Annotated in this window: 26 protein-coding genes; 21 read left to right on the forward strand and 5 right to left on the reverse strand. The window is 43.2% G+C overall.

What is annotated here, in order from left to right; genetic code table 11:
- Positions 1 to 148 precede the first annotated feature (148 nt).
- Genes treP through treR form a run of 3 tightly spaced genes read left to right on the forward strand, consistent with a single transcriptional unit; the run spans position 149 to position 3978 of the window.
- On the forward strand, positions 149 to 1558 hold the full coding sequence (gene treP, locus CHH48_RS15250; RefSeq protein ID WP_095220019.1) for a PTS system trehalose-specific EIIBC component: 1410 nt from the start codon (positions 149 to 151) through the stop codon (positions 1556 to 1558).
- Between the two features lie 19 nt (positions 1559 to 1577).
- A complete protein-coding gene (gene treC / locus CHH48_RS15255) occupies positions 1578 to 3251 on the forward strand; it encodes an alpha,alpha-phosphotrehalase (protein WP_095220020.1) in 1674 nt (557 codons plus the stop codon).
- Positions 3252 to 3264: 13 nt separating this feature from the next.
- Complete coding sequence (treR, locus tag CHH48_RS15260; RefSeq protein ID WP_095220021.1) at positions 3265 to 3978, forward strand: trehalose operon repressor; 714 nt, start codon at positions 3265 to 3267, stop codon at positions 3976 to 3978.
- Positions 3979 to 4152: 174 nt separating this feature from the next.
- Here the strand turns inward: treR and CHH48_RS15265 are convergent, their stop codons facing one another.
- Positions 4153 to 4650: a GNAT family N-acetyltransferase gene (locus CHH48_RS15265; protein ID WP_095220022.1), complete on the reverse strand. Its 498-nt coding sequence runs from the start codon at positions 4648 to 4650 to the stop codon at positions 4153 to 4155.
- Positions 4651 to 4760: 110 nt separating this feature from the next.
- Between CHH48_RS15265 and CHH48_RS15270 the strand changes: the two genes are divergently transcribed.
- The 7 genes from CHH48_RS15270 (at position 4761) to CHH48_RS15300 (ending at position 8988) form a co-directional block, all read left to right on the forward strand.
- Positions 4761 to 4994, forward strand: a complete 234-nt coding sequence (locus CHH48_RS15270) for a hypothetical protein (protein ID WP_095220023.1) — start codon at positions 4761 to 4763, stop codon at positions 4992 to 4994.
- 117 nt (positions 4995 to 5111) lie between these two features.
- Positions 5112 to 5516, forward strand: coding sequence for a MarR family winged helix-turn-helix transcriptional regulator (locus CHH48_RS15275; protein ID WP_051747913.1), 405 nt, complete (start codon positions 5112 to 5114; stop codon positions 5514 to 5516).
- An 18-nt stretch (positions 5517 to 5534) separates the two neighbouring features.
- Positions 5535 to 6773, forward strand: coding sequence for an MFS transporter (locus CHH48_RS15280; protein WP_095220024.1), 1239 nt, complete (start codon positions 5535 to 5537; stop codon positions 6771 to 6773).
- Positions 6774 to 6900: 127 nt separating this feature from the next.
- Complete coding sequence (locus tag CHH48_RS15285) at positions 6901 to 7206, forward strand: antibiotic biosynthesis monooxygenase family protein (protein WP_095220025.1); 306 nt, start codon at positions 6901 to 6903, stop codon at positions 7204 to 7206.
- Positions 7203 to 7580 carry a hypothetical protein gene (locus CHH48_RS15290; protein WP_095220026.1) on the forward strand — a complete coding sequence of 126 codons (378 nt, stop codon included), beginning with the start codon at positions 7203 to 7205 and terminating at the stop codon, positions 7578 to 7580. The genes CHH48_RS15285 and CHH48_RS15290 overlap by 4 nt, the downstream gene beginning before the upstream one ends.
- Positions 7581 to 7592: 12 nt before the next feature.
- A complete protein-coding gene (locus tag CHH48_RS15295; RefSeq protein ID WP_095220027.1) occupies positions 7593 to 8240 on the forward strand; it encodes a cobalamin B12-binding domain-containing protein in 648 nt (215 codons plus the stop codon).
- Positions 8227 to 8988: an STAS domain-containing protein gene (locus CHH48_RS15300; protein ID WP_095220028.1), complete on the forward strand. Its 762-nt coding sequence runs from the start codon at positions 8227 to 8229 to the stop codon at positions 8986 to 8988. Before CHH48_RS15295 ends, CHH48_RS15300 begins: the two co-directional genes overlap by 14 nt.
- A 13-nt stretch (positions 8989 to 9001) precedes the next feature.
- Here the strand turns inward: CHH48_RS15300 and CHH48_RS15305 are convergent, their stop codons facing one another.
- The gene (locus CHH48_RS15305) at positions 9002 to 9424 is read right to left on the reverse strand and encodes a pyridoxamine 5'-phosphate oxidase family protein (RefSeq protein ID WP_095220029.1); all 423 of its coding nucleotides are present in this window, start codon (positions 9422 to 9424) and stop codon (positions 9002 to 9004) included.
- A gap of 131 nt (positions 9425 to 9555) precedes the next feature.
- Here CHH48_RS15305 and CHH48_RS15310 point away from each other — a divergent pair, with 131 nt between their 5' ends.
- Positions 9556 to 10413, forward strand: a complete 858-nt coding sequence (locus tag CHH48_RS15310) for a dimethylarginine dimethylaminohydrolase family protein (RefSeq protein ID WP_095220030.1) — start codon at positions 9556 to 9558, stop codon at positions 10411 to 10413.
- A gap of 107 nt (positions 10414 to 10520) precedes the next feature.
- The gene (locus CHH48_RS15315; RefSeq protein ID WP_095220031.1) at positions 10521 to 11687 is read left to right on the forward strand and encodes an iron-containing alcohol dehydrogenase; all 1167 of its coding nucleotides are present in this window, start codon (positions 10521 to 10523) and stop codon (positions 11685 to 11687) included.
- A gap of 45 nt (positions 11688 to 11732) precedes the next feature.
- Here CHH48_RS15315 and CHH48_RS15320 read toward each other — a convergent pair whose 3' ends face one another.
- Positions 11733 to 12635, reverse strand: a complete 903-nt coding sequence (locus CHH48_RS15320; RefSeq protein ID WP_176466469.1) for an SDR family oxidoreductase — start codon at positions 12633 to 12635, stop codon at positions 11733 to 11735.
- Between the two features lie 156 nt (positions 12636 to 12791).
- Here CHH48_RS15320 and CHH48_RS15325 point away from each other — a divergent pair, with 156 nt between their 5' ends.
- From CHH48_RS15325 to CHH48_RS15355, 7 genes are all read left to right on the forward strand, one after another.
- Positions 12792 to 13901: a glycerol dehydrogenase gene (locus tag CHH48_RS15325; protein ID WP_095220033.1), complete on the forward strand. Its 1110-nt coding sequence runs from the start codon at positions 12792 to 12794 to the stop codon at positions 13899 to 13901.
- Between the two features lie 124 nt (positions 13902 to 14025).
- Positions 14026 to 14811 carry a hypothetical protein gene (locus tag CHH48_RS15330; protein ID WP_095220034.1) on the forward strand — a complete coding sequence of 262 codons (786 nt, stop codon included), beginning with the start codon at positions 14026 to 14028 and terminating at the stop codon, positions 14809 to 14811.
- A gap of 3 nt (positions 14812 to 14814) precedes the next feature.
- On the forward strand, positions 14815 to 15192 hold the full coding sequence (locus CHH48_RS15335) for a GntR family transcriptional regulator (RefSeq protein WP_095220035.1): 378 nt from the start codon (positions 14815 to 14817) through the stop codon (positions 15190 to 15192).
- Entirely contained in the window at positions 15185 to 15874 is a 690-nt protein-coding gene (locus CHH48_RS15340) for an ABC transporter ATP-binding protein (protein WP_095220036.1), read from the forward strand. Before CHH48_RS15335 ends, CHH48_RS15340 begins: the two co-directional genes overlap by 8 nt.
- A gap of 43 nt (positions 15875 to 15917) precedes the next feature.
- Positions 15918 to 16838, forward strand: a complete 921-nt coding sequence (locus CHH48_RS15345) for an ABC transporter ATP-binding protein (protein ID WP_095220132.1) — start codon at positions 15918 to 15920, stop codon at positions 16836 to 16838.
- A complete protein-coding gene (locus tag CHH48_RS15350; protein WP_095220037.1) occupies positions 16831 to 17775 on the forward strand; it encodes an ABC transporter permease in 945 nt (314 codons plus the stop codon). Before CHH48_RS15345 ends, CHH48_RS15350 begins: the two co-directional genes overlap by 8 nt.
- A gap of 99 nt (positions 17776 to 17874) precedes the next feature.
- Positions 17875 to 18291: an organic hydroperoxide resistance protein gene (locus CHH48_RS15355; protein ID WP_038557946.1), complete on the forward strand. Its 417-nt coding sequence runs from the start codon at positions 17875 to 17877 to the stop codon at positions 18289 to 18291.
- Positions 18292 to 18337: 46 nt separating this feature from the next.
- Here CHH48_RS15355 and yidC read toward each other — a convergent pair whose 3' ends face one another.
- Positions 18338 to 19120: a membrane protein insertase YidC gene (yidC, locus tag CHH48_RS15360; protein WP_095220038.1), complete on the reverse strand. Its 783-nt coding sequence runs from the start codon at positions 19118 to 19120 to the stop codon at positions 18338 to 18340.
- A complete protein-coding gene (locus CHH48_RS15365; protein ID WP_095220039.1) occupies positions 19069 to 19446 on the reverse strand; it encodes a hypothetical protein in 378 nt (125 codons plus the stop codon). Before CHH48_RS15365 ends, yidC begins: the two co-directional genes overlap by 52 nt.
- A gap of 160 nt (positions 19447 to 19606) precedes the next feature.
- On the opposite strand from CHH48_RS15365, the gene CHH48_RS15370 reads away from it, so the two are divergent.
- Together CHH48_RS15370 and CHH48_RS15375 are read left to right on the forward strand one after the other, a co-directional pair.
- Positions 19607 to 20113 (forward strand): GNAT family N-acetyltransferase, encoded by a 507-nt coding sequence (locus tag CHH48_RS15370; RefSeq protein WP_095220040.1) that lies wholly within the window; start codon positions 19607 to 19609, stop codon positions 20111 to 20113.
- 153 nt (positions 20114 to 20266) lie between these two features.
- Entirely contained in the window at positions 20267 to 21619 is a 1353-nt protein-coding gene (locus CHH48_RS15375; RefSeq protein ID WP_095220041.1) for a processed acidic surface protein, read from the forward strand.
- Positions 21620 to 21702 lie beyond the last annotated feature (83 nt).

A 21702-nucleotide genomic window follows, 5' to 3' on the forward strand; every position in this document is an offset into this window, starting at 1 on the left:
ACTTTTCCATTTTACTACGACAAAATTTAATAATCCAGAGCTGAATCTTGGGGTATAGAAGAGTAGGTATATCTTGCATAACTTGTATATACAAGTTATGCTATCATTGTATTCGCTTACATTACAAAACTAGAGTGAGGTGGCAGAGGTGGATCTTAGACAGCAAGCAGAAGAGATAGTGGCAGCGCTTGGAGGAAAAGAAAATATCCAGGCTGCGACACATTGTGTCACGCGGCTGCGGCTGGCGTTGGCAGATGAAGGTAAGGTCGATAAAGAGGCACTGCAGAATATCGATGTTGTAAAAGGTTCTTTTTCAGCAAATAACCAGTATCAGGTTGTTATCGGTCAAGGTACAGTCGATAAAGTATATAAGGAGTTTATTCAGGTTGCCGAAGTCGGGGAATCTACAAAGGATGAAGTGAAGGAAACGGTAAGTAAGAATGGTAATCCGCTGCAGCGAGCATTAAAAACGCTTGGCGACATTTTCATTCCGATTTTGCCAGCAATTGTAACTGCGGGTTTATTGCTAGGTATTCATAACATCTTAAATAATCCAGGTATTTTCTTCGACAGTGCATCAATCATCGAGGTTTATCCACAGTGGGCAGGCATTGCTGATATGATTTATGTAATCGCTAACACAGCCTTCGCCTTCCTGCCGGCACTGATAGGGTGGTCGGCAGTTAAGAAATTCGGCGGAAGTCCGCTTCTAGGGATGGTGCTCGGTTTGGCTTTGATTCATCCATCCCTATTGAATCCGACTGATTATGCTAGTGCTGCCCTGGAAGGAAATGCACCGGTCTGGAATCTGTTCGGACTGGAGATTCAGCGTATCGGATATCAAGGACAAGTGCTGCCGGTGCTTTTCGCAGCATGGGTTTTAGCTAAAATAGAAATATTCCTTCGTCGCAAAGTACCTGATAGTTTTCAGCTGCTCGTTGTCGCTCCTGTCGCGCTCTTGCTTACTGGTATTGTAAGCTTCATCGTGATCGGACCAATTATGTTCATCGTCGGGAATGCCATTACAGATGGATTCGTAGCTGTATTCGATACAGTCGCTCCGGTCGGTGGTTTGCTGTATGGCGCTTTGTATGGAGCTTTAGTTGTTACCGGACTTCACCATACATTCCTTGCTCTGGATCTACAGCTGATTGCTAATACGGGCGCAACATTCCTATGGCCAATACTGGCACTGTCTAATATATCCCAAGGTTCTGCGACGCTTGGTGTGATGCTGGCTACGAAGGATGAGAAGCTGCGAGGATTATCTCTGACTTCCTGGATCAGTGCTTGGCTCGGGGTAACAGAACCGGCTGTGTTCGGTGTTAATCTGCGATTCCGCTATCCATTCTTCCTTGCTCTTGGAGCTTCAGCTGTTGCGGGAACGTTTATAGCCTGGAGAGGCGTGGAGGCAAGTTCGGTAGGAATCGGCGGCGTACCCGGTATCTTTTCTATTCTGCCGGGAAGCTGGGGAGCATTTGCAATCGGTATGGTGATAGTCATTGTTGTACCGTTCGTCACAACTTATCTAGTAGCTAAACGAAAAAAGAATGTGTAATTAAGGAAAGGGGATTATAATGCACGAACCATGGTGGAAAAGAAGTACAGTTTATCAAGTTTATCCGAAAAGCTTTCATGACACGACAGGCAATGGAATCGGAGATTTGCAGGGAATAATCGAAAAGCTCGATTATTTGAAAGAGCTCGGTATTGATATGGTGTGGCTGACGCCGATCTACCGATCTCCACAGCGTGATAATGGATATGATATCAGTGATTATTACGAGATTGAGCCTGCTTACGGCACGATGGAAGATGTGGAACGATTAATCGGGGAATTGCATGATCGAGACATGAAGCTGATGATGGATATTGTCATCAATCACACATCAACAGAACATGAATGGTTCCAACAAGCAAAATCCTCAAAGGATAACCCTTACCGTGATTATTATATTTGGCGAGATCCGCAAGAGGGTGCCGAGCCGAACAACTGGGTGTCCAAGTTTGGCGGCAGTGCCTGGGGTTTGGAGGAACACACGAATCAGTATTATTTACATCTGTTCGACCAGACACAGGCGGATCTTAACTGGGAGAATGAGAAAGTACGGAAAGAATTGTACAAGATGATGAATTTCTGGGCGGAAAAGGGGCTTGATGGGTTCCGTCTGGATGTCATCAATCTCGTTTCAAAAGTCCAGAGCTTTCCCTATGATCACGATGCCCCTGGTGGTCAATTTGGGAAAGAGTACTACACAGACGGACCTCGAATCCACGAATTTGTGCATGAAATGAACCAGGAAGTCTTTACACCTCATAGTCTGGTAACAGTTGGCGAGATGTCGTCCACAAGCTTGGCTGCTTGCCAGCAGTATACAAAACCGGATGCCGAGGAGTTGAGTATGACTTTCAATTTTCATCATTTGAAAGTTGATTATGAGAACGGAATGAAATGGACAGATGGAAAACTTGAATTTATTAAGCTGAAGCAGATCTTATCTGATTGGCAAATCGGTATGCATGAAGTGGGCGGTTGGAATGCGCTCTTCTGGTGCAATCATGATCAGCCGCGTATTGTCAGCAGGTTCGGAGATGACGATCAATATTGGAAAGAATCAGCGAAGATGCTGGCAACCGTTCTGCACATGATGCAAGGAACTCCTTATATTTATCAAGGAGAAGAGATAGGAATGACCGATCCGAAGTTCTCTAGCATCGAAGATTATAATGATGTAGAAACCCATAATGCCTTTCAAGCCCTCAAAGAGGATGGTCTGGACAGTGAACAAGCTTTGCGAATTATTCAGCGCCGCTCCAGGGATAATTCACGAACTCCGATGCAGTGGAATGAAGGGTTAAATGCGGGCTTTACTAATGGAAAGCCGTGGCTTGCAGTGGCATCGAATTATGCAGATATTAATGTGAAAAAGGCGCTGCAGGATGATGATTCGATTTTCTATCATTATCAAAAGCTGATTCGCCTACGGAAGGAATATGCTATCATAACCTATGGAGACTATGAACCGATATGTATGGATGATGAGCGTCTCTTCTGTTATGAACGGAAGTGGAATGGTGAAAAACTGCTAGTCGTTGCGAATTTCTTCGGTGAGACAGCAGAATTTTCCTATCCGAAAGAACACATGGCAAAAGCAGAAATCCTGCTTTCCAATTATGAAAATAGTCCGTCGGATTTCAGAAAGATACGGCTTCGTCCGTTCGAAGCGGTCATTTACCATAGTAAAGCGTAAAGGCCTGATGTGGATGGAGAAGAAATTTCAAGCAATCTATGATTTGTTAGCAAAAGAAATCCAGACAGAAAAAATTAAGGCAGGGCAGCTGCTTCCTTCTGAAAATGAGCTGACGGAGAGATTCGCGACATCCAGGGAAACAGTACGCAAAGCCTTGCAATTGCTGTCCCAGAATGGGTACATTCAAAAGCTGCAAGGAAAAGGCTCGGTCGTGCTTGAACAGGACAAACTACCTTTGCCGGTCAGCGGACTTACGAGCTTCAAGGAGCTGTCCCGCTCGATGTCGCAGAAGGTGGAGACATGTGTAACGTCACTTTCTTGTAAAAAAGCGCGTGGTTTTATACAACAGGTGCTGCAATGTGAGGAAGGTACACCTATATGGGAGCTGCATCGCTTACGTAAACTGGATGGTGAATCGGTCATCTATGATAAAGATTTTTTATTGAAAGAACTTGCTCCTGGTATAACAGAAGAAATAGCAGCCGATTCGATTTATGATTATCTGGAACAGGAACTAGGATTGTCCATCAGTTATGCAAAAAAGGAAGTAGTCGTTGAAGAAGCTCAAGCGGAAGATAAAGCGATTATGGATTTGGGAAGTTATCAACAGCTTGTAGTCGTGCGCAGTGCTGTTTATCTTGAGGATACAACTTTATTCCAATATACCGAGTCGAAGCATCGACCGGACAAGTTTCGATTTGTCGATTTTGCTCGAAGAACAAAATAAGAAAATAATAAAATGTGCATAGCTTCAAGGCTATGCACATTTTATTGTGGGTAAAGAGAAGCTTGTACACAGAAAGATTCTGTTTGTTCACATAATTTGTGTGTAACATAAGTTATACACAGAAAAATTTGACGAATGCTAGTGCGCTGCACGTTATCCACAAGTGGATAACGATTAAGGGCGGATTCGCTTGCCTAAAATAACTAAATCCCGCTCAAATCCATCCAGTTCGGCTACATTCGGCATATCAGCCCACCGCTTAAATCCGAAGCGTTCAAAGAGCTTGATGCTCGGTTCGTTATGGCCGAAAACAAAACCTAAAACTGTCTTGAAATCTAATATCTCGGCCTGGTCAAGGACGAACTGCAGCATACTTCTTCCAAGTCCTTTGCCTCTGGCATCTTGATGAATATAGATGCTGACTTCCACGGTTTTATGATAAGCAGCTCGACCATAAAACGGCTCCAAGCTAATCCAACCTAGTATATTCTCGTCTTCTTCCACGACCCAAAGCGGTCGCTGTTCCGTATGGTGCTGGAACCAATCCAGTCTGCTTTCTACTGATATCTCTTCCAGATCTGCAGTTACCATTCTGCCGGCAATCGTGGAATTATAGATGGAAACAATTGCAGGAAGATCGTGAAGTTCTGCGATGCGGTAGTGCATGTCCATTCCCCCATGTTTTTGGCTTATTATACTAAACGATTGGATAGAAGCATAGTCTAGTTCAATTTGGGGTACAAGATAAGTAGATGAACAGGCAGATGAGAGGGTGTGGATAGATGTATTCTGTAACATTCGGTAAATTGCTGCAATTCACTGCTATCGGCTTAGTGATTGGCTTTATCATCGGCATGGTCGCCATGCTCGGCTTTGACTTAAACTTTATGGCTATGATTCTAAGTGTACTGCTCAGTATCATTGGAGCATTTGCGGCAGGTATGTATGCGGAGTTGTATCATATAAGGCAAGCAGTAAATGAACAGACAGAAAAGACATTGAAAAAAAGAGTGTAATAAGTAATTTCGGCTGTTATTCCTAGCAGCTGAAATTTTTTGATGAAATTTATTTCACATGTATGAAATATTAATGTATACTAATACTAGTAGAAAGCAGTAATTGGGGGTCTGTAAGTGGAAAGCAGAGATATGGTTGATTTTATCGAATTAGTACGTAATGTCAATAAAGCGTTGCGTAAGGAATGGGATTTTCAGATTTCCGGGCCGCAGCTCGTATTGCTGAGGTTGTTGAAAAATAATGGTCCGATGCGCATGTCTGATTTAGCTGAAGAAGTAGGGATCAGCTTTAGCGGGGCAACGAATTTAGGGAACCGCATGATCAAGGAAGGCTATCTGGAGCGTATTCATTCAGAGAAGGACCGTCGGGTGGTCATGCTTGCGATCACACAAAAAGGGTCTGATTTTTATGTGAGTTTTTCTGGAGCAAGGGACAAAGCTTTTGGTTCTTTCCTGGATAAATTGACGGAAGAAGAGAAAAATGAGTTCATCCGGCTAAGCCGTAAGATGCTCGCTGATTAATAGAAAGGGGATGAGTGTATGTCGGACATTCGTAATGAAACGATACCCGATGGACACGAAATTGAACAGGCAGAAAATGAAATTAAAGAAGATGCACATAGTATAAAACGGATTTTCCAGCAACCGAAGGCAGCATGGGCGGTTGCTTTTGCATGTGTTGTTGCCTTTATGGGGATTGGTCTTGTTGACCCGATACTTCCATCCATCGCAGCGCAGATGGATGCAACGCCAAGTCAAGTTGAGTTATTATTCACGAGTTATTTACTCGTTACCGGAATTATGATGCTGATCACAGGTTGGTTATCCAGCCGAATCGGTCCGAAAATGACATTGCTCATTGGTTTGGTCATTATTATTTTGTTCTCAACTTTAGGAGGGCTAGCTGGCAGTGTGGATGAACTAGTCGGACTCCGTGCAGGCTGGGGACTAGGTAATGCATTATTCATCTCTACTGCACTTGCCGTAATCGTCAGTGTTGCCAGTGGCGGTTCAGCAGTAGCCATTATGCTTTATGAAGCAGCTCTTGGGTTAGGAATGTCAGTCGGACCTCTTTTGGGCGGATTGCTCGGGTCCATCCACTGGCGTGCACCATTCTTTGGTGTGGCAGTATTAATGCTGATTGGATTGCTTGCGGTGTGGATATTACTCACAGATATGCCTAAACCGGCAAAAAAAACCCCGCTTTCAGCACCATTCCAGGCATTGCGTCACCCGGGACTCTTGACGATAGGGCTGACAGCTTTATTTTATAACTTCGGTTTCTTTACCTTACTGACATATTCACCATTTGTTTTAAACCTTGGTGAATTCGGTATCGGATTCGTCTTCTTTGTCTGGGGTGTTATGCTGGCAATCGGATCGATCTTTATTGCACCATCCTTCGAAACAAAGCTTGGTACGAAAAAATCACTTAGTTTGGTAATGATCGGTATCATTATTACTTTGGCTTTGATGGGGATTGGCGCAGATTGGCCAGTATTCCTCATAGTGATGATTGCACTAATGGGATTATTACTTGGTATTAACAATACTGTCATGACGACGGCTGTAATGGAAGTATCGCCGGTTGAGCGTTCTACAGCATCAGCTGCATATAGTTTCCTGCGATTCACGGGTGGCTCGATTTCGCCATGGCTCGCTGGGAAAGTGTCTGAACATATCTCAATTGGAGCTCCATACTATGTCGCAGCAGCGGCAGTACTTGTTGGATTGCTATTATTCACCGCCAGAAGAGGTGCGATGGATCGTTTAAGTTAAAGGAAGAGCCATGATCAATTGATCATGGCTCTTTTTGTATGGAAGAACAAAGGTGAAATGCTATAAACGCATATTGAATTTATGATACGCTTAAAGTATTCAAAACTATCGCATTTGGGGGGATTCCATGTATATCGTCCATTCAATCTTTGATGTTCCAGTAGAAAAGGCAGAAGAAGTTATAGCTATCTATCGAAATCGATCGAAATTGGTGGATCAAGCACCTGGTTTCCGACAGTTCCAGCTGCTGCATAATCAGAAAAAGCCAGGTGAGCTGACGGTAGAAATCACCTGGGAGGACAAGCAGAGCTATCTAAACTGGGTGAGCGGGGAAGATTTTAAGCGTATCCATGATCTGGAGAAAAAGTATCCGGATCAAGAGCTTGCAGCTATCCGGCCTATCGTCAAAATGTTCGAGGTGGTGGCCCAGTGAACCAGCAGTCAGCAAAAAATGCAATGCTTGATAAGATAGTGGAGGAAATTTTCAGCGCTTATCCTTCTTTATATGAGCGATATGGCGAGAACGGAAAGAAGCGGACGCGGGAAGATAATCAGCATCATCTTGATTATCTGCAGTCAGCATATGACGCAGATGACTCAAAGCTGTTCGTGGACTACACCATATGGCTGCATGAGCTGCTGTCTGCCCGTGGTATGAATGAAAAGATCATTATCGATAATTATGAGCGGCTCATTCCGCTCCTGGATAATTACATGAACAAAGAGCAATACCTCTTTTACAAAGCATGTCTGGAGGAAGGAATTCAGGTTTTGATTGCAGAAAAGAACAAGGATGAAGACAACTGAGGGTGATACGTGATGACAGAAGCATGGCAGCGTTTTGCTGCTGCGTTGCTTGCGGGCGATGAGCGGCAGGCGTACACAGTTTTAGAAGAGGATACTAGACCGAGTATACGTGTGTACAAGGAAATCATAACACCGGCGATGTATGATATAGGAGAAAAATGGCTGCGTAATGAAATCACTGTAGCGGATGAGCATTTGGCGACGAGTGTGTGTGATTTTGCGTTGGCTCAGTATATCTTTCCATTTAAGCGGCGAAACAGACAATCGGAGAAAAAAGCAATGTTCCTATGTCTGGAGGATGAACATCATGTTATCGGCTCGAAAATGATAGCAGCTCTATTTGAGGAGAATCATTGGCAAGTTAGACATCTGGGGCCGAATCTCCCATTGTCTCATGCGTTGCAAAGTGCTGAGCAATGGCAGCCGGATGTAGTGGGTTTATCTGCGGCAATTCCATACAGAATTACTGCGCTGACAGAATATATTGCTGCCTTTGAGCAATTATCTTGGGAACCCTGGATTCTTGTCGGGGGAAGGGTAGTAGCTATGCATGATTTAAGAGCCTATTGTGGCACACAGACCCGCGTAATTTACGATCTTGATGAGGTCTCTGCATGGCTTGAGGAAAAGACGGAGGCACCAGCTGATGGTGTCCGGTAAATTTCTCCCACTTCCGTATTTCTTACTTGATGAAGAGCTTGCGATATTGGATTATTCACGCTCAGCCAGTGATATCTTTTTAATTGGCGATAATTTTAGAACTTTAGTTGATGAAGAGAGCCGGCAGAAAGTCAGCCAGTATATACAGCCTGATTTTTCGGAAATAGAAATAGAACTAAATATGAAAACGAAATACGATCCCTTGGCCGTGTTCGGTATTTCCTCGCAATGGGAAGATAATAAAGTGCATATACTATGTGTGGAAAAAACGAAAGAAGTAGATAATCTCACAGACCAGCTGACAAAGCTCCGAAGCAGATTGTCAGAAACAGATTTTGAATTACTCGAAAAGAAGGAAGAGCTGGAGGTCGCAATAGAGCGAATCCATAAACTGAGCGGTCCATTCATTCCTCTTTATGCAGAAGCAGGACTTGTCCCTCTGTTCGGAGATCTGCAAGCGGATAAGCTGCAGGTGATCGAGGAGAACATCTTGTATCGAATTGATGAAGGAGATTACGAGCAGGTCTTCTTCGATTTCCATGCTGTTGGAGAGATAACGGATGATGGGGAAAAGCAGCTGGGTCAATTATTTGAAACAATTCAGCTGATCGGTACGAAAACAATAATTGTGGGACTATCTCCATCACAAGTTAGAGGACTTAAGTCGAAAGGGACATTAAAGGCGGCTTCGATGACTAGCTTAAAACAGGCAATTTCCGAATATATAATAAAGCAGAACCACAAGTAGTTCTGCTTTTTCCTTATACGTCGACTGTATAAACGTCGCTTTTGTTCACATTCTTCAAATAGATTTTGTCAGGTTTGATTTCCAGTACTACGTAATCTGGATCATTCGGACCGTCAAGCCAAGCACTGAAGCTATCTTTCCAGAGCTGCTGTTTCATTTCTGAAGACTCGCTGACTTTTGCTTCAGCCTCAATTTCAACATATTCGTCTCCGACGCCATCGCCGTTGTATCCTAGTAGGATATGGACGTTATGATTGCTCTCGATATCGTCCACCTTGTGTGAGTTGCCGCTTGTTGCGCAATATAATGTATACCCTTCGTTGAAGAAGGCCATGTAGCGAGTATAAGGCTTACCACCCTGAACGGTAGCGAGTGTGCCGATCTTCTGATTTTCCAAAATCTGTTCTACGTGTTTTTTGACTTCTGCTTGTTCCATTATGATCTCCTCCTTCTGAATTTCTACAGGTAGTATCCCTTTTTTGGCAGCTTATTAAACCCCAAAACAGGGAAGTGTATAAGGAGTGGAAGGAAGAATCGTCTAAAAGCCAACTATATGGAGGGAATCGTATGACTAAGATGCAGGAAGAGAAAAAACCCCAAACAAAGTGCCAGTCAGAATTTGGACAATTGAGGCATGTCGTCGTATGTCCGCCAGCCTATATGGAGATACGCAAAATCATCAACGAAACACAAAAGCATTATTTGAATCATAATATTGACACAGATTTAGCTATGAAGCAGCATGGTGATTTTGTAAAAGCCTTGCGTGATCATGGAGTGGATGTGATGTCACTGCCGGCTCATAAGGAGTTTAATGAACAAGTATATACCCGGGATATCGGTTTTTGCATAGGAGATACATTATTTGTTTCGAATATGGAAGATGATATCCGCAAAGGTGAAACAAAAATACTAAAGGAATGGCTGGAGGAACAGGACCTTACATATAAAGGTATTACAGAGGGAACGATCGAAGGCGGTGATGTCGTCGTTGACGGTCGACGTGTATGGATCGGCCTGAGTAAACGGACAGATGAGAAAGCCGTACAGCAAGTACAGGAGCTGCTGCCGGAATATGAGGTGCTTCCGGTAAGGATTCGTGAGGATATTCTTCATTTGGATTGTGTCTTCAACTTGGTTCGGGAAGACTTGGCGATTCTTTATCCAGATGCTTTCGAACAAGAAGATTTGGAACGGTTCCGTAAACTGTATAAAACAATCGAGATTTCTGAGGAAGAACAGTTCTATATGGGAACGAACATCCTGTCTTTTGCGCAGGATAAGTTATTGAGCCTGCCTTCCAATAAGCGGGTAAATGAAGCGCTTCGTAAAGAAGGAGTAACGGTCATTGAAGTGAATTTCTCAGAGATCATCAAGTCCGGGGGATCATTCCGATGCTGCTCTATGCCGCTGCAGCGCCAATAAGCCAATAAAATAGTTATAGATATATATCCTAAGGCTTGGCAGGCATGAGCGGATTGCTTTACTTCTGTTCCAAGCCTTTAGCATAATAAAATGTGGAGGCGATCAGATTGGATAATTTTACGTTTTATAACCCAACAAAATTGATTTTCGGTAAAGACCAATTAGATAAATTAAAAGAAGAAATTCCTGCATACGGCAAGAAAGTATTGCTTGTCTATGGAGGCGGAAGCATCAAGCGCAGCGGCTTGTATGAAAAAGTGCTGAAAGAACTTGAGGAAATCGAAGCGGAAGTATTCGAACTTTCTGGTGTTGAACCAAACCCGCGTGTTTCTACTGCGCGTAAAGGTGTAGAAATCTGCAAAACAGAAGGTATCGATGTATTGCTTGCAGTTGGCGGCGGAAGTGTAATTGACTGTACAAAAGCAATTGCAGCTGGTGCCAAATACGATGGAGATGTATGGGATATCGTAACGAAGAAAGCATTCGCAGACGATGCTCTTCCATTTGGTACTGTACTTACTCTTGCGGCGACAGGTTCTGAAATGAACGCTGGTTCTGTTATCACGAACTGGGAAACAAATGAAAAGTATGGCTGGGGAAGTGCGTATACATTCCCGAAATTCTCTATTCTGGATCCACAAAACACATTCACTGTACCGCGTGACCAGACTATCTACGGTATCGTCGACATGATGTCTCACGTATTGGAGCATTATTTCCATACAACGACGAATACAGAATTGCAGGACCGCTTCTGTGAGTCCCTATTGCTAACGGTAATGGAAACAGGACCGAAACTGCTTGAGGATCTGGAAAACTACGACAATCGTGCTGCTATTCTTTACAGCGGAACGATGGCATTGAACGGTGTTTTAAACATGGGCTATCGCGGCGACTGGGCAACACATAACCTTGAGCACGCTGTATCTGCAGTTCATGACATCCCGCATGGCGGCGGTCTGGCGATTCTATTCCCTAACTGGATGAAGCATGTACTCAATGATGAGACTGCACCACGCTTCAAGCAGCTTGCTGTCCGTGTCTTCGGTATTGATCCGACAGGCAAAACAGATAAAGAAGCAGCACTCGAAGGAATTGATGCATTGCGCGCATTCTGGAATAGCATTGATGCACCAGCTACACTTCGTGACTACGATATTTCCGAAGATAGCTTGGAATTGATGGCTGAAAAAGCATATGCGAACGGCGAGTTCGGTGGATATCACACATTGAATAAAGAAGATTCACTTGAGATCTACAAAGCATCTTTCTAATAACCAGTAAAAGAGCCTGCGCATAAAATTGCGCAGGCTCTTTTTTTAGGAGCTTACCATCGTCCCACCGTTCACATGAATGATTTGACCAGTTACATAAGAGGAGTCTTCAGAAGCAAGGTAAACATAGGCTGGAGCAAGCTCATAAGGCTGGCCTGCGCGTTTCATCGGTACATCCTGCCCAAAGGTGGCAACGTCCTCTGCTGAGAAACTGGAAGGGATGAGCGGTGTCCAGATCGGACCTGGCGCCACACCATTAACCCTGATCCCTTGTGTTGCAAGATTCTGGGATAGAGCTCTTGTGAAGCCGACAATGGCACCTTTTGTGCAAACATAATCAATCAGATCAGGTCTTCCTTCATATGCAGTTACTGATGTTGTATTAACGATAGTACTACCCCTTTTCAAATGCGGCAGTGCAGCTTTTGTAAGATAGAAGAAAGCAAAAATATTCGTGTGGAACGTTGCATCCCACTGGGCTGTGGAAATGTCGGTCAGCGAATCCTGGGGGAATTGGACACCATGATTATTTACGAGAATATCTAATTTTCCATAAGTCTCGATTGTATGGGCGACAACAGCCTGGCAATGTGCTTCGCTCCGCAAATCACCGACAATCAGTGTGCAGCGCTGCCCAAGCTGCTCAATCCTGTTCTTTGTCCGTCGGGCATCTTCGTTTTCGTATTCATAATAGTAAGCAATGACAATATCGGCACCTTCCTTGGCAAAAGCGATGGCTGCAGCTGCGCCAATTCCGCTGTCCCCTCCAGTGATGATCGCTATCTTTCCTTTCAGCTTTCCTGAACCTCTGTACGTATCGGTCTCAATAATTGGCCTTGGCCGCATCAATCCCTCTATACCAGGCTGCTGGTCTTGATGCTGAGGCGGAAAGTAAAAGTTCGTGCCGGGTTGGACCGGCTGGTTTTTGCTATAAGGCTGCTGCGTCAATTCCGTGTCCTCCTCTTCATTCTTGGCTCCAAATGAAATATATGCAAAAGAAACCCTTGATTTGCCAAAAAAGAGGAATTTTACGTTAGAAAACAGAACAGAAAGGGAAAAGGATTTAGAATGTGATTTAATACGATTTGGAGAGGGGTCTTATTCATGGAAAAAGTATTTATCAGTCCAAGCCGGTATGTTCAAGGAAAAGATGTACTTCTGAAAGCTGGGGAGTATGTTAAAAAAATCGGGGATAATGCACTTGTTCTTGCGGATGAATTTGTATGGGACTTGGCAGGTAATACAGTGCTTGAGAATCTGGAGCAGAGCGGTATCCAAACGAAAAGAATCGTATTCGGCGGAGAAGCATCGACAGAGGAAATCAAGCGTATTGCTGCTGATGGTAAGGAAAGTAATGTTGTCATCGGCATCGGAGGCGGAAAGACACTTGATACTGCTAAAGCAGTAGCAGACGAGCTGCAAGTTGGTGTTGTGATCCTGCCGACAACAGCATCCACTGATGCACCGACGAGCGGATTGAGTGTTATCTACTCTGAGGAAGGAACTTTTGAAAGCTATAAGTTCTACGACAAGAACCCGGACCTTGTCCTTGTCGACACAAAAATAATCGCGCAGGCACCACCACGTTTCTTAGCTTCCGGAATTGCTGATGCAATGGCTACTTGGGTGGAAGCACGTGCTTCTATTGAAGGACGCGGCACAAACATGGCTGGCGGACTGGCTACTATCGCTGGACAAGCAATTGCTGAAAAAGCGGAAGAAGTTCTCTTCGAGTATGGATTGCTTGCTTATGAGGCTAACAAACGACAAATCGTTACACCTGCATTGGAAGCGGTTGTCGAAGCAAATACACTGCTTAGCGGACTAGGGTTCGAAAGTGGCGGACTTGGAGCGGCGCATGCTATCCATAATGGCTTCACCGCACTGCATGGTGAAATTCATAGCCTAACCCATGGTGAAAAGGTCGCATTTGGTACGCTAACACAGCTTGCGCTGGAGGATCGTACACTTGATGAGATCAACACGTATATTGATTTCTATCTTGCTCTTGGCCTCCCAGTCACTCTAGAAGACATCAAACTTAAAGATGTTTCGGATGAGGACTTGCTGAAGGTTGCTGAACTGGCAGTGCAGGAAGGTGAATCAATCCATAACCTGCCTGATACAATCACAGCAGATCAAGTCGTAGATGCGATTAAAGCTGCAGATCAGTATGCAAAAGCATATAAACAATTAGTTGGTTACGAAAACTAATTAATACAATAAAAAGCTGGAACAGGAAAAAATGTTCCAGCTTTTTTCTTTTGCCTATTGACGTGTATTTCTGTACTAGTGTACTATATGATTAATACAGTAATACATCAGGAGGGTTTATTTCATGAAAGCTTGGCTAGCATTAGTAAAGAAGGAGTTCCGTATCGGATTGCCAATTTTACTTTTGGCAATCGTATTATTCCTTGTCGGCTTGGTTATCGTTACCGTTGCTACCTATCGATTTGGGTACGCGTGGGATGCTGTCGGTATCATCGGTTTAGCCTGGGGTGGCGGGCACTTCTTTTTCATGGCTATATACATGCTCTACAGTCTTGGGGTGGAGAGGAAAAGATTACATCTCTGGCTTCACAATCCAATGCACGCTTCAGGGCTTCTCGCAGCAAAGCTGGTGACAGGTACCATATACATGATTATCTCTTTGCTAATCATTAGTATTGCGGCTTATGTGGGCGGTCTGCATTTTGTGCCGTTTTCAGATGGCACGTGGTTCAGAATTGGTATGATCGCATTTTTACATGTCATTTCGTTTTCAATTGATTTCTCTGTTTACGTCATTCTTGCATATATTGTTTTTCTATTATTGGAAAGATATATGCCGGCATTCCTTAGCGGAGTATCAGTATTCATTGGCTGGTGGGTGTTCGCCTATCTTTACTTTGGACTCCTTGCAGATTCAAAATTTTATTATGCTATTACAGAATGGGGGAAAATCGATTTAGGTTTTGTCGCCAATTCTCTTCAATTCGACATGGATGTCAGGCAGGCAATAGTTAATTTTCAAGGTGAAGACACCTTCATCTATGCTGGTAATTATGTCATTGAACTAATTACTATTCTTATCATCTATTTCATCGCATCTTGGTTATTAGACAAAAAAGTAGAGGTGTAGAGCATGACCGATACATTTCAATCATCCCAGCCGATTTATCTGCAGCTGGCAGATCGGCTGAACAGACAAATTGTCAGTGGTGAGCTGAAGCCTGGCGACAAACTGCCTTCCGTCAGGGAAACGGCAGTATCATCGAAAGTAAATCCGAATACGGTACAGCGGACGTACCGCGAACTGGAGGCATCGGGAATCGTGGAATCACGCAGAGGGCAAGGAACATTCGTTACGGAAAATGAGGATATTCTCCTTTCTATACGTGAGAAGCTGAAACAAGAACAGATTCAGAATTTCATCCAAGTCATGCATGACATGGGCTATCAAAATGAAGAGATTACAAAAGGGCTGCAAACCTATTTGGAAGGGGACACAGCAGATGATTGAATTCAAAGATGTGACAAAACGGTATATGACGAAAACAGCATTGCGAGACGTGAACCTAAAGCTCGATAAAGGTAAAATCATCGGTCTTGTCGGATTGAATGGGGCAGGTAAATCAACGACCATGAAGTTGATTGCCGGGCTAATCAATCCGAGCAAAGGATCTGTGGAGCTGGACGGTGAGAAAGTGACACGCCGGATAGCATCGAAAGTCAGTTATCTATCCGAGCTGGATGAGTATTACTCCTTCTATACTGTCCAGCAGACAATTGATTTCTTTGCAACGCAATTTCCTGATTTCAATAAAGAAAAGGCAGAAGAAATTCGTGCGTATATGAACTTGGATGCCAACACGAAAGTGAAGCATCTGTCGAAAGGGAATCGCGGCAGGCTGAAAATTATCCTTACACTTTCCAGGGAAGTACCTGTTCTGTTGATGGATGAGCCGCTTTCAGGATTGGATCCACTTGTGCGGGACTCCATTGTAAAAGGTCTTATCACTTTCGTGGATACGGAGAAGCAGCTTGTTCTCCTTTCCACGCATCAAATCATGGAAGTTGAAATGATTCTTGATGAAGTAATTGCTATCAAAGATGGGGAGCTAGTGGATCACAGGAATGTTGAAGAACTGCGCTACGACGAGCAGAAGGGCATATTGGAATGGATGAGCTCGATCTATGAGTAAGGAAGCATTACAACTTTTATTACAAGCAAAGGAGCGAAAAAGTATGCAAAAACAGCCAGCAGTTGAAATCAAGCAGGTTACCAAAGTGATACGTGGACGAAAAATCATCGACCGTGTCAATTTTTCCATCTATCCCGGTGAGGTGTTCGGTTTTTTAGGGCCGAACGGGGCCGGTAAAACAACGACAATTCGGATGATTGTCGGACTGATGGGCATAACGGATGGAGATATTTTAATCAAAGGCAATAGTATCAAAACGTCACATGGAGCGGCTATGAAACATATCGGTGCCATCGTCGAGAACCCGGAAATGTATAAGTATCTTTCTGGATATCTGAATCTTGTGCATTTTGCGAGAATGAGTGATGGCGTAGATAAGAAGAGAATTGATGAAGTTATCGAGCTAGTCGGCTTGAAGAATCGAATCAACGATAAGGTTAAAACATATTCCCTTGGAATGAGACAGCGTCTCGGAATCGCGCAAGCGTTGCTGCATCGTCCGGATGTACTAATTCTGGATGAGCCGACAAATGGCTTGGATCCAGCTGGTATTAGAGAGATGCGTCACTATATTCGCAACCTTGCAGAAAAAGAGGGGCTTGCCGTTATCGTGTCTAGCCATTTGCTGAGCGAGATGGAATTGATGTGTGACCGAATCGGAGTTCTTCAGCAAGGTAAGATGCTAGGTGTACAGCAAGTCCATGAGATGTCGAGTGAACAGACACAAATGGTCAGCTTCCAGGTTGAACCATTGGAACAAGCGGCAATTGTGCTCCGAGATATGGGCAGCAAGAAACCAGAGATTAAGGATAAACAAATCATTATTGAGCTGACACGTGACGAAATACCAGCAGCTGCTGCCAAGTTAGCCAAGGAAGCCATCAGCATCTATGGAATTCAGGCAGAAACGAAAACATTAGAAGATACATTCTTGGAATTGACTGGAGGGAAGGAAATTGTCTAAATTCATTGGTTTGGTACAAAATGAACATATGAAAACATTCCGTCGTCTGTCGACGTGGATTATGTTTGGGATTGCAGCAGCCTTACTGATTACAATCGCTGCATTCACAGCGTATTACGCAGAAGACAGCAGTGGAGACTGGCGAGCAGATACAGAGCAGCAGATACAAGATTTACAGAAGCAAGTTGAAGATGGTGATGTGGAAGCCGCAGCTGTCCAGCAGGATTTAGCTACTATGCAATACCAGCTGGACCAAGACATCGCACCAGTTCAAAGCGACTCACTTGCTGCTTATATGGAAAGCGTCATGTACTACTGTGCACCGTTTTTAATCCTGTTCATCGCTATCATTGCAGGTGGCCTTGTTTCTACTGAATTCGGGACAGGTACAATCAAATTATTACTGACTAAAACACCTTCCCGTTTCAGCGTTTTAACTTCCAAGTATGTAAGTATGTTCATCACGACAGTTATCTTCTTTGTATTCTTTATTGGATTTTCCTTTGTTGTCGGCGGAATCTTCTTCGGATTCAATGGATTTGATGCGAAAAGTGTGATTTTCGACAATGGAGAGACTGTGACCAATAATTTACTAGCTTCAACTATAAGAGATTACGGGCTGTACTTTGTCCAAACGTTAATCTATGCGACAATTGCTTTTGCTCTATCTACCATATTCCGTAACACAGCCTTGGCAATTGGGTTTTCCATCTTCATCTCAATGTTCTTCCCGACCATCAGTTTCATACTTTCCAGATATGATTGGTCGAAGTATATTTTATTCAATAACGTGGACCTGACAGTATATAACCCAGGTAACGTACCCGTCGTGGATGGCATGACATTGGGCTTCTCTGTTGCAGTAATGGCAATTTATTTTGTCGTCATCACCGTTATCACATGGTTCAGTTTCATGAAACGAGACGTCACAGCCTAAGCAATTCGTTTGCTTTATGTTTAAAATAACGGTAAAAAGGAATTAGTAATACTGAATGCAGCTTTATCAAACTAATAAACGAAATAGGAGTGAATTAACATGAGTGACGTATTATTCACATCTCACGCAAAAGCAACTGGCGGACGTGAAGGCCATGTAAAATCTGATGATGGTTTGATTGACCTTAATCTTGTGCAACCAGGCAGTAAAAAAGATGCTGAAGGTTCCAACCCAGAGCAATTATTCGCAGCAGGATATTCTGCTTGCTTCGATGGAGCATTCAACCATGTAGCAAGAGCTGAGCGCAAGCGTGTTGAAACAGAAACTTCTGTTGATGTCAGCCTATTGAAAGATGGCGATGGCTTTAAACTAGGCGTTGCTATCTCTGTAGATGTAAAAGGCGTTTCACAGGAAGAAGCGGAAGACCTTTTGGAAAAAACACACCAGTTCTGCCCATACTCCAAAGCAACTCGTGGCAACATCGATGTAGATTTGAAAGTGAACGTTGTAGAATAATAACTAAAAAAACCACTTCCCTATGTAGGAAGTGGTTTTTCTATGCTCATTTTTTCCGCTGGAATAAAAACTTTGCCAGCAATGTCTGGCAGATTACGAACAGACCGCCAACCGCCCAGTACAGTGGCAGCACAGCTGGTGAACTGAAGGAAATAAAGCCGATCATGAGCGGAGAAATGATACCGATCATGCGGGCTTGCTGTCTTCTAGCTGGATCTACCCCGATTTGGGACACGCGATATTGCAGCCAATAGACTGCCATCGCAATAACCATGAGGACCATATCTGGTGTTCCAAGATTAAACCAAAGGAAATCATGTGTTGCAATTTCAGGTGTATTTCGTATAGCTGAATAGAAGCCGATTAAGAAAGGCATCTGAATCAACAGCGGCAGACAGCCCATCGCGGAAAATGGATTCATTCCGTGTTTTCGATACAGTTCCATCATTTCCTGTTGCTGTTTCTGTTTGGACTCAACATCGGTTTTGTCTTTATATTTTGCCTGTAAAGCATCAAGCTCTGGCTTGAATAGCTTCATTTTCTCCTGTGTCTCATAACTCTTCTTGAGCTGCATCAGCATGAAAGGCATCAATATGAGACGTACTGCTAACGTGATCAGGATAACGCTGATCCCGTAATCATCATTGAAGTTACCAGCAATCCATTTGATCAGGTAAGAGAATGGACTGATGAAGTAATGATTGAACCATCCTTCACTAGATGCATCCCCGCTGCTGCTTTGGCAGCCGGCAAGCAAGACTATCAGAGTGATGGAGCTTAAAATAATACCGTACTTTTTAAAGAATGTGGATACAGATGTGCGTTGCAATTTGTTTTTCCTCCTTGTTGTATCGATTGGTTATCTGGATACAAACAAGAAGCTGCTTCGCTATCATCATCCGGACCGTCCTTCCGCATGGTAGTGCGAGCGAGCCAATGAACGATCGGCTTGCTGTAAGAAACAGTAGTAGGAGTATGCGATTGCCAGCTGTCTAATGTACAGACATGCTGCCATTGCATCGCATCACTAGCACGAAAACGACTCGTAACTTTCGTTGTTGTTCTATGCGCCAATATAAAAGTCATCGTCAGACCGATATAAAAGACCAACGAAGTAAAATCATCGGCAAACATATTCCAAAAAGCATACAGCATCTGTATACACCTCCTTTCGTTCCTTCTATTTTCCTATAGAAATAGAAACTTGTCAAAGCTGCGCAGGGATTTTCGTTTCGTTTGGAGAAATGGCTAGGAGAAGCGTTTTCTCTGCTAACAGCGGTTTATTTGGACAGTTTTATGACGGAGGGGGACGAACATGATAAACTGGTTAACAAGACTACAAGCTGCAGAGGTGAAACCGATGTTCAAGATACGCGAAGCAAAGGTCTCGGATTATGACCAAGTCGCTGTTCTGTACAAGGAATTATATAATACGCATTATACAAATCAGCCGGAGCATTTTGCCAAGAAGACAGAACCGCTTGACCAGCACGTGTTTGAAAGCAATATATACTTGGATAATAAAAAAGTGTTTTTAGTGGAAAAAACAAAGGAAGTTATGGCATTTGCCACGATACGGGTAACGAATGAGACAATCTCGCACAATGCACACATTTTCATCGAAGAATTCTGTGTCCGTTCCGATATGCGCGGCAAAGGGATCGGCGGCCACCTATTCGAAAAAATCAAGCGCCATGGAAAAAAGATAGGGGCAACTGAAATAGAACTGAATGTGTGGAATTTCAATAATCGTGCAGAAGATTTCTATGTCAAGATGGGCATGAAGACACGCTCAAAACGGATGGGAATATCATTGAAATAAGTAGATAAATGTCGAATTAACCCCTTTAATAAAGGGGTTTTTCTATGTCAAGTAAAAAAGTTTAATTTTTATAAATATTTATGTAGCCAAGCCTTTTTACTCCAATTATAATAATCTGGAATTGCATAAATATATTTCCAGGAGGATACATAAGTGACAAAGAAGCTATTGGTTGGAATAATCATGGTTTTGCTTTGCCTGCAAGCAGTAGCACCACAGACTGCGTCTGCTGCTATTAAACAAAAAGACCTTGAAGCCTACGCGGCTGAGCTAGGTACAGATTTGGAAGGTTTGAACCGCTATCTAGTTGATTTTGAGTGGGGAACGATTGAGGAATTTGAAGTGAGTTCTATTGATGAGTTACGGGAATGGCTGGGAGAGCCAGTAACTGATGAGAACTTCCAGTCTTTTCTTGATGAGACTGGATGTACTGTAGACCAATTGAATGCTAGATTGGAGAAAATGGGTCTTTCAGATAAAGGATATACGGCCGAGGATATTTTACTTTATTCCGATTTATACTGGGTTATGGGTGAACCGGTGAATGCTGAAAACGTGCAAATGCTAGCAGAAGAACTAGGGCTGACAGAAAAGGAACTAGCAGATTTGTTTTATGAGAATGGACTTGATCTATATAGCTATTCAAGTATGGATGATATTTATGAAGTGATTTATAACGACATCAATAGTGTGTCTCTTTATTTCTTATTGCAGGAAGTGGAGATGACCCAAGAAGAACTTGACCAGCTTCTAAAGGAGAATGACGTTAAGTTAGAGGACTTCACAAGTTATGATGAACTTGCAGAATTCATCTATACAGAAAGTGATTACTATTTTGAAATGGCATGGGAGGAACTCAATGGTGAGTTTCCGAATTTGCAGACGATCGGAATAAGTAAAGAGGAATATCGGAACTTCTATGATCATCTTAATAATGTTTTTGAAAATATAGATGAGGCATTCTTCGATAAATTATTCGGAATAATGGATCGTGTAGAGGCGCTGGGTGATTTTGAAACACTTAATGAGCTTGATGAAAGCCAGCGAAAAGAAATCGTATCCATATGGAATGAGGCAATGGATCTATTCCAATTAAAAGCGAAATTTTATCTCAGTGATGGAACTACTCAGGAGGAAGTAACGATTGAAGAACTTTCTAAGCTGACTGAAATAAAAGATCAGATTCTCTTTGTGGAGTTATATGATGCAAAAGGCAATCTGCTTCTTGATTTCACTGTCACTGGTGAAGACGTAGGAAGTGGTTTCATTCCTGCAATTGAAAAGCCAGTGACTGAAGAGAAACCAGCTTCAAATCACGAAGCCCCTGTCAAAGAAAAAGTGACAGTAACACCTAAGATTGCTACAGAGACGGTGAAACAAGAAGAGGGCAAACGTCTTCCGGATACAGCATCTCCTGTTGGTAATATTCTCGTGGCCGGTACCGTATTGATGGCTGCTGGAGCAGCATTATATACATGGAACCGACGGAAGAAACATAGTAATTGATAACGAAAACACCATGAATCATTTGATTCGTGGTGTTTTTTCTATATAAAAATGAAACAATCTGACAAGGTGCTCCGTACATA

The sequence above is a fragment of the Terribacillus saccharophilus genome, assembly GCF_002272075.1.
GTDB classification, from domain to species: Bacteria; Bacillota; Bacilli; order Bacillales; family Amphibacillaceae; genus Terribacillus; species Terribacillus saccharophilus_A.

What these genes read in the sequence shown, in the direction of transcription:
- treC (WP_095220020.1), top strand. Translation starts at nt 1,578, where the DNA reads ATGCACGAACCATGGTGGAAAAGAAGTACAGTTTATCAAGTTTATCCG.
- treR (WP_095220021.1), top strand. Translation starts at nt 3,265, where the DNA reads ATGGAGAAGAAATTTCAAGCAATCTATGATTTGTTAGCAAAAGAAATC.
- CHH48_RS15265 (WP_095220022.1), bottom strand. Translation starts at nt 4,650, where the DNA reads ATGGACATGCACTACCGCATCGCAGAACTTCACGATCTTCCTGCAATT.
- CHH48_RS15270 (WP_095220023.1), top strand. Translation starts at nt 4,761, where the DNA reads ATGTATTCTGTAACATTCGGTAAATTGCTGCAATTCACTGCTATCGGC.
- CHH48_RS15280 (WP_095220024.1), top strand. Translation starts at nt 5,535, where the DNA reads ATGTCGGACATTCGTAATGAAACGATACCCGATGGACACGAAATTGAA.
- CHH48_RS15285 (WP_095220025.1), top strand. Translation starts at nt 6,901, where the DNA reads ATGTATATCGTCCATTCAATCTTTGATGTTCCAGTAGAAAAGGCAGAA.
- CHH48_RS15295 (WP_095220027.1), top strand. Translation starts at nt 7,593, where the DNA reads ATGACAGAAGCATGGCAGCGTTTTGCTGCTGCGTTGCTTGCGGGCGAT.
- CHH48_RS15300 (WP_095220028.1), top strand. Translation starts at nt 8,227, where the DNA reads ATGGTGTCCGGTAAATTTCTCCCACTTCCGTATTTCTTACTTGATGAA.
- CHH48_RS15305 (WP_095220029.1), bottom strand. Translation starts at nt 9,424, where the DNA reads ATGGAACAAGCAGAAGTCAAAAAACACGTAGAACAGATTTTGGAAAAT.
- CHH48_RS15310 (WP_095220030.1), top strand. Translation starts at nt 9,556, where the DNA reads ATGACTAAGATGCAGGAAGAGAAAAAACCCCAAACAAAGTGCCAGTCA.
- CHH48_RS15325 (WP_095220033.1), top strand. Translation starts at nt 12,792, where the DNA reads ATGGAAAAAGTATTTATCAGTCCAAGCCGGTATGTTCAAGGAAAAGAT.
- CHH48_RS15330 (WP_095220034.1), top strand. Translation starts at nt 14,026, where the DNA reads ATGAAAGCTTGGCTAGCATTAGTAAAGAAGGAGTTCCGTATCGGATTG.
- CHH48_RS15335 (WP_095220035.1), top strand. Translation starts at nt 14,815, where the DNA reads ATGACCGATACATTTCAATCATCCCAGCCGATTTATCTGCAGCTGGCA.
- CHH48_RS15340 (WP_095220036.1), top strand. Translation starts at nt 15,185, where the DNA reads ATGATTGAATTCAAAGATGTGACAAAACGGTATATGACGAAAACAGCA.
- CHH48_RS15345 (WP_095220132.1), top strand. Translation starts at nt 15,918, where the DNA reads ATGCAAAAACAGCCAGCAGTTGAAATCAAGCAGGTTACCAAAGTGATA.
- CHH48_RS15355 (WP_038557946.1), top strand. Translation starts at nt 17,875, where the DNA reads ATGAGTGACGTATTATTCACATCTCACGCAAAAGCAACTGGCGGACGT.
- CHH48_RS15365 (WP_095220039.1), bottom strand. Translation starts at nt 19,446, where the DNA reads ATGCTGTATGCTTTTTGGAATATGTTTGCCGATGATTTTACTTCGTTG.
- CHH48_RS15370 (WP_095220040.1), top strand. Translation starts at nt 19,607, where the DNA reads ATGATAAACTGGTTAACAAGACTACAAGCTGCAGAGGTGAAACCGATG.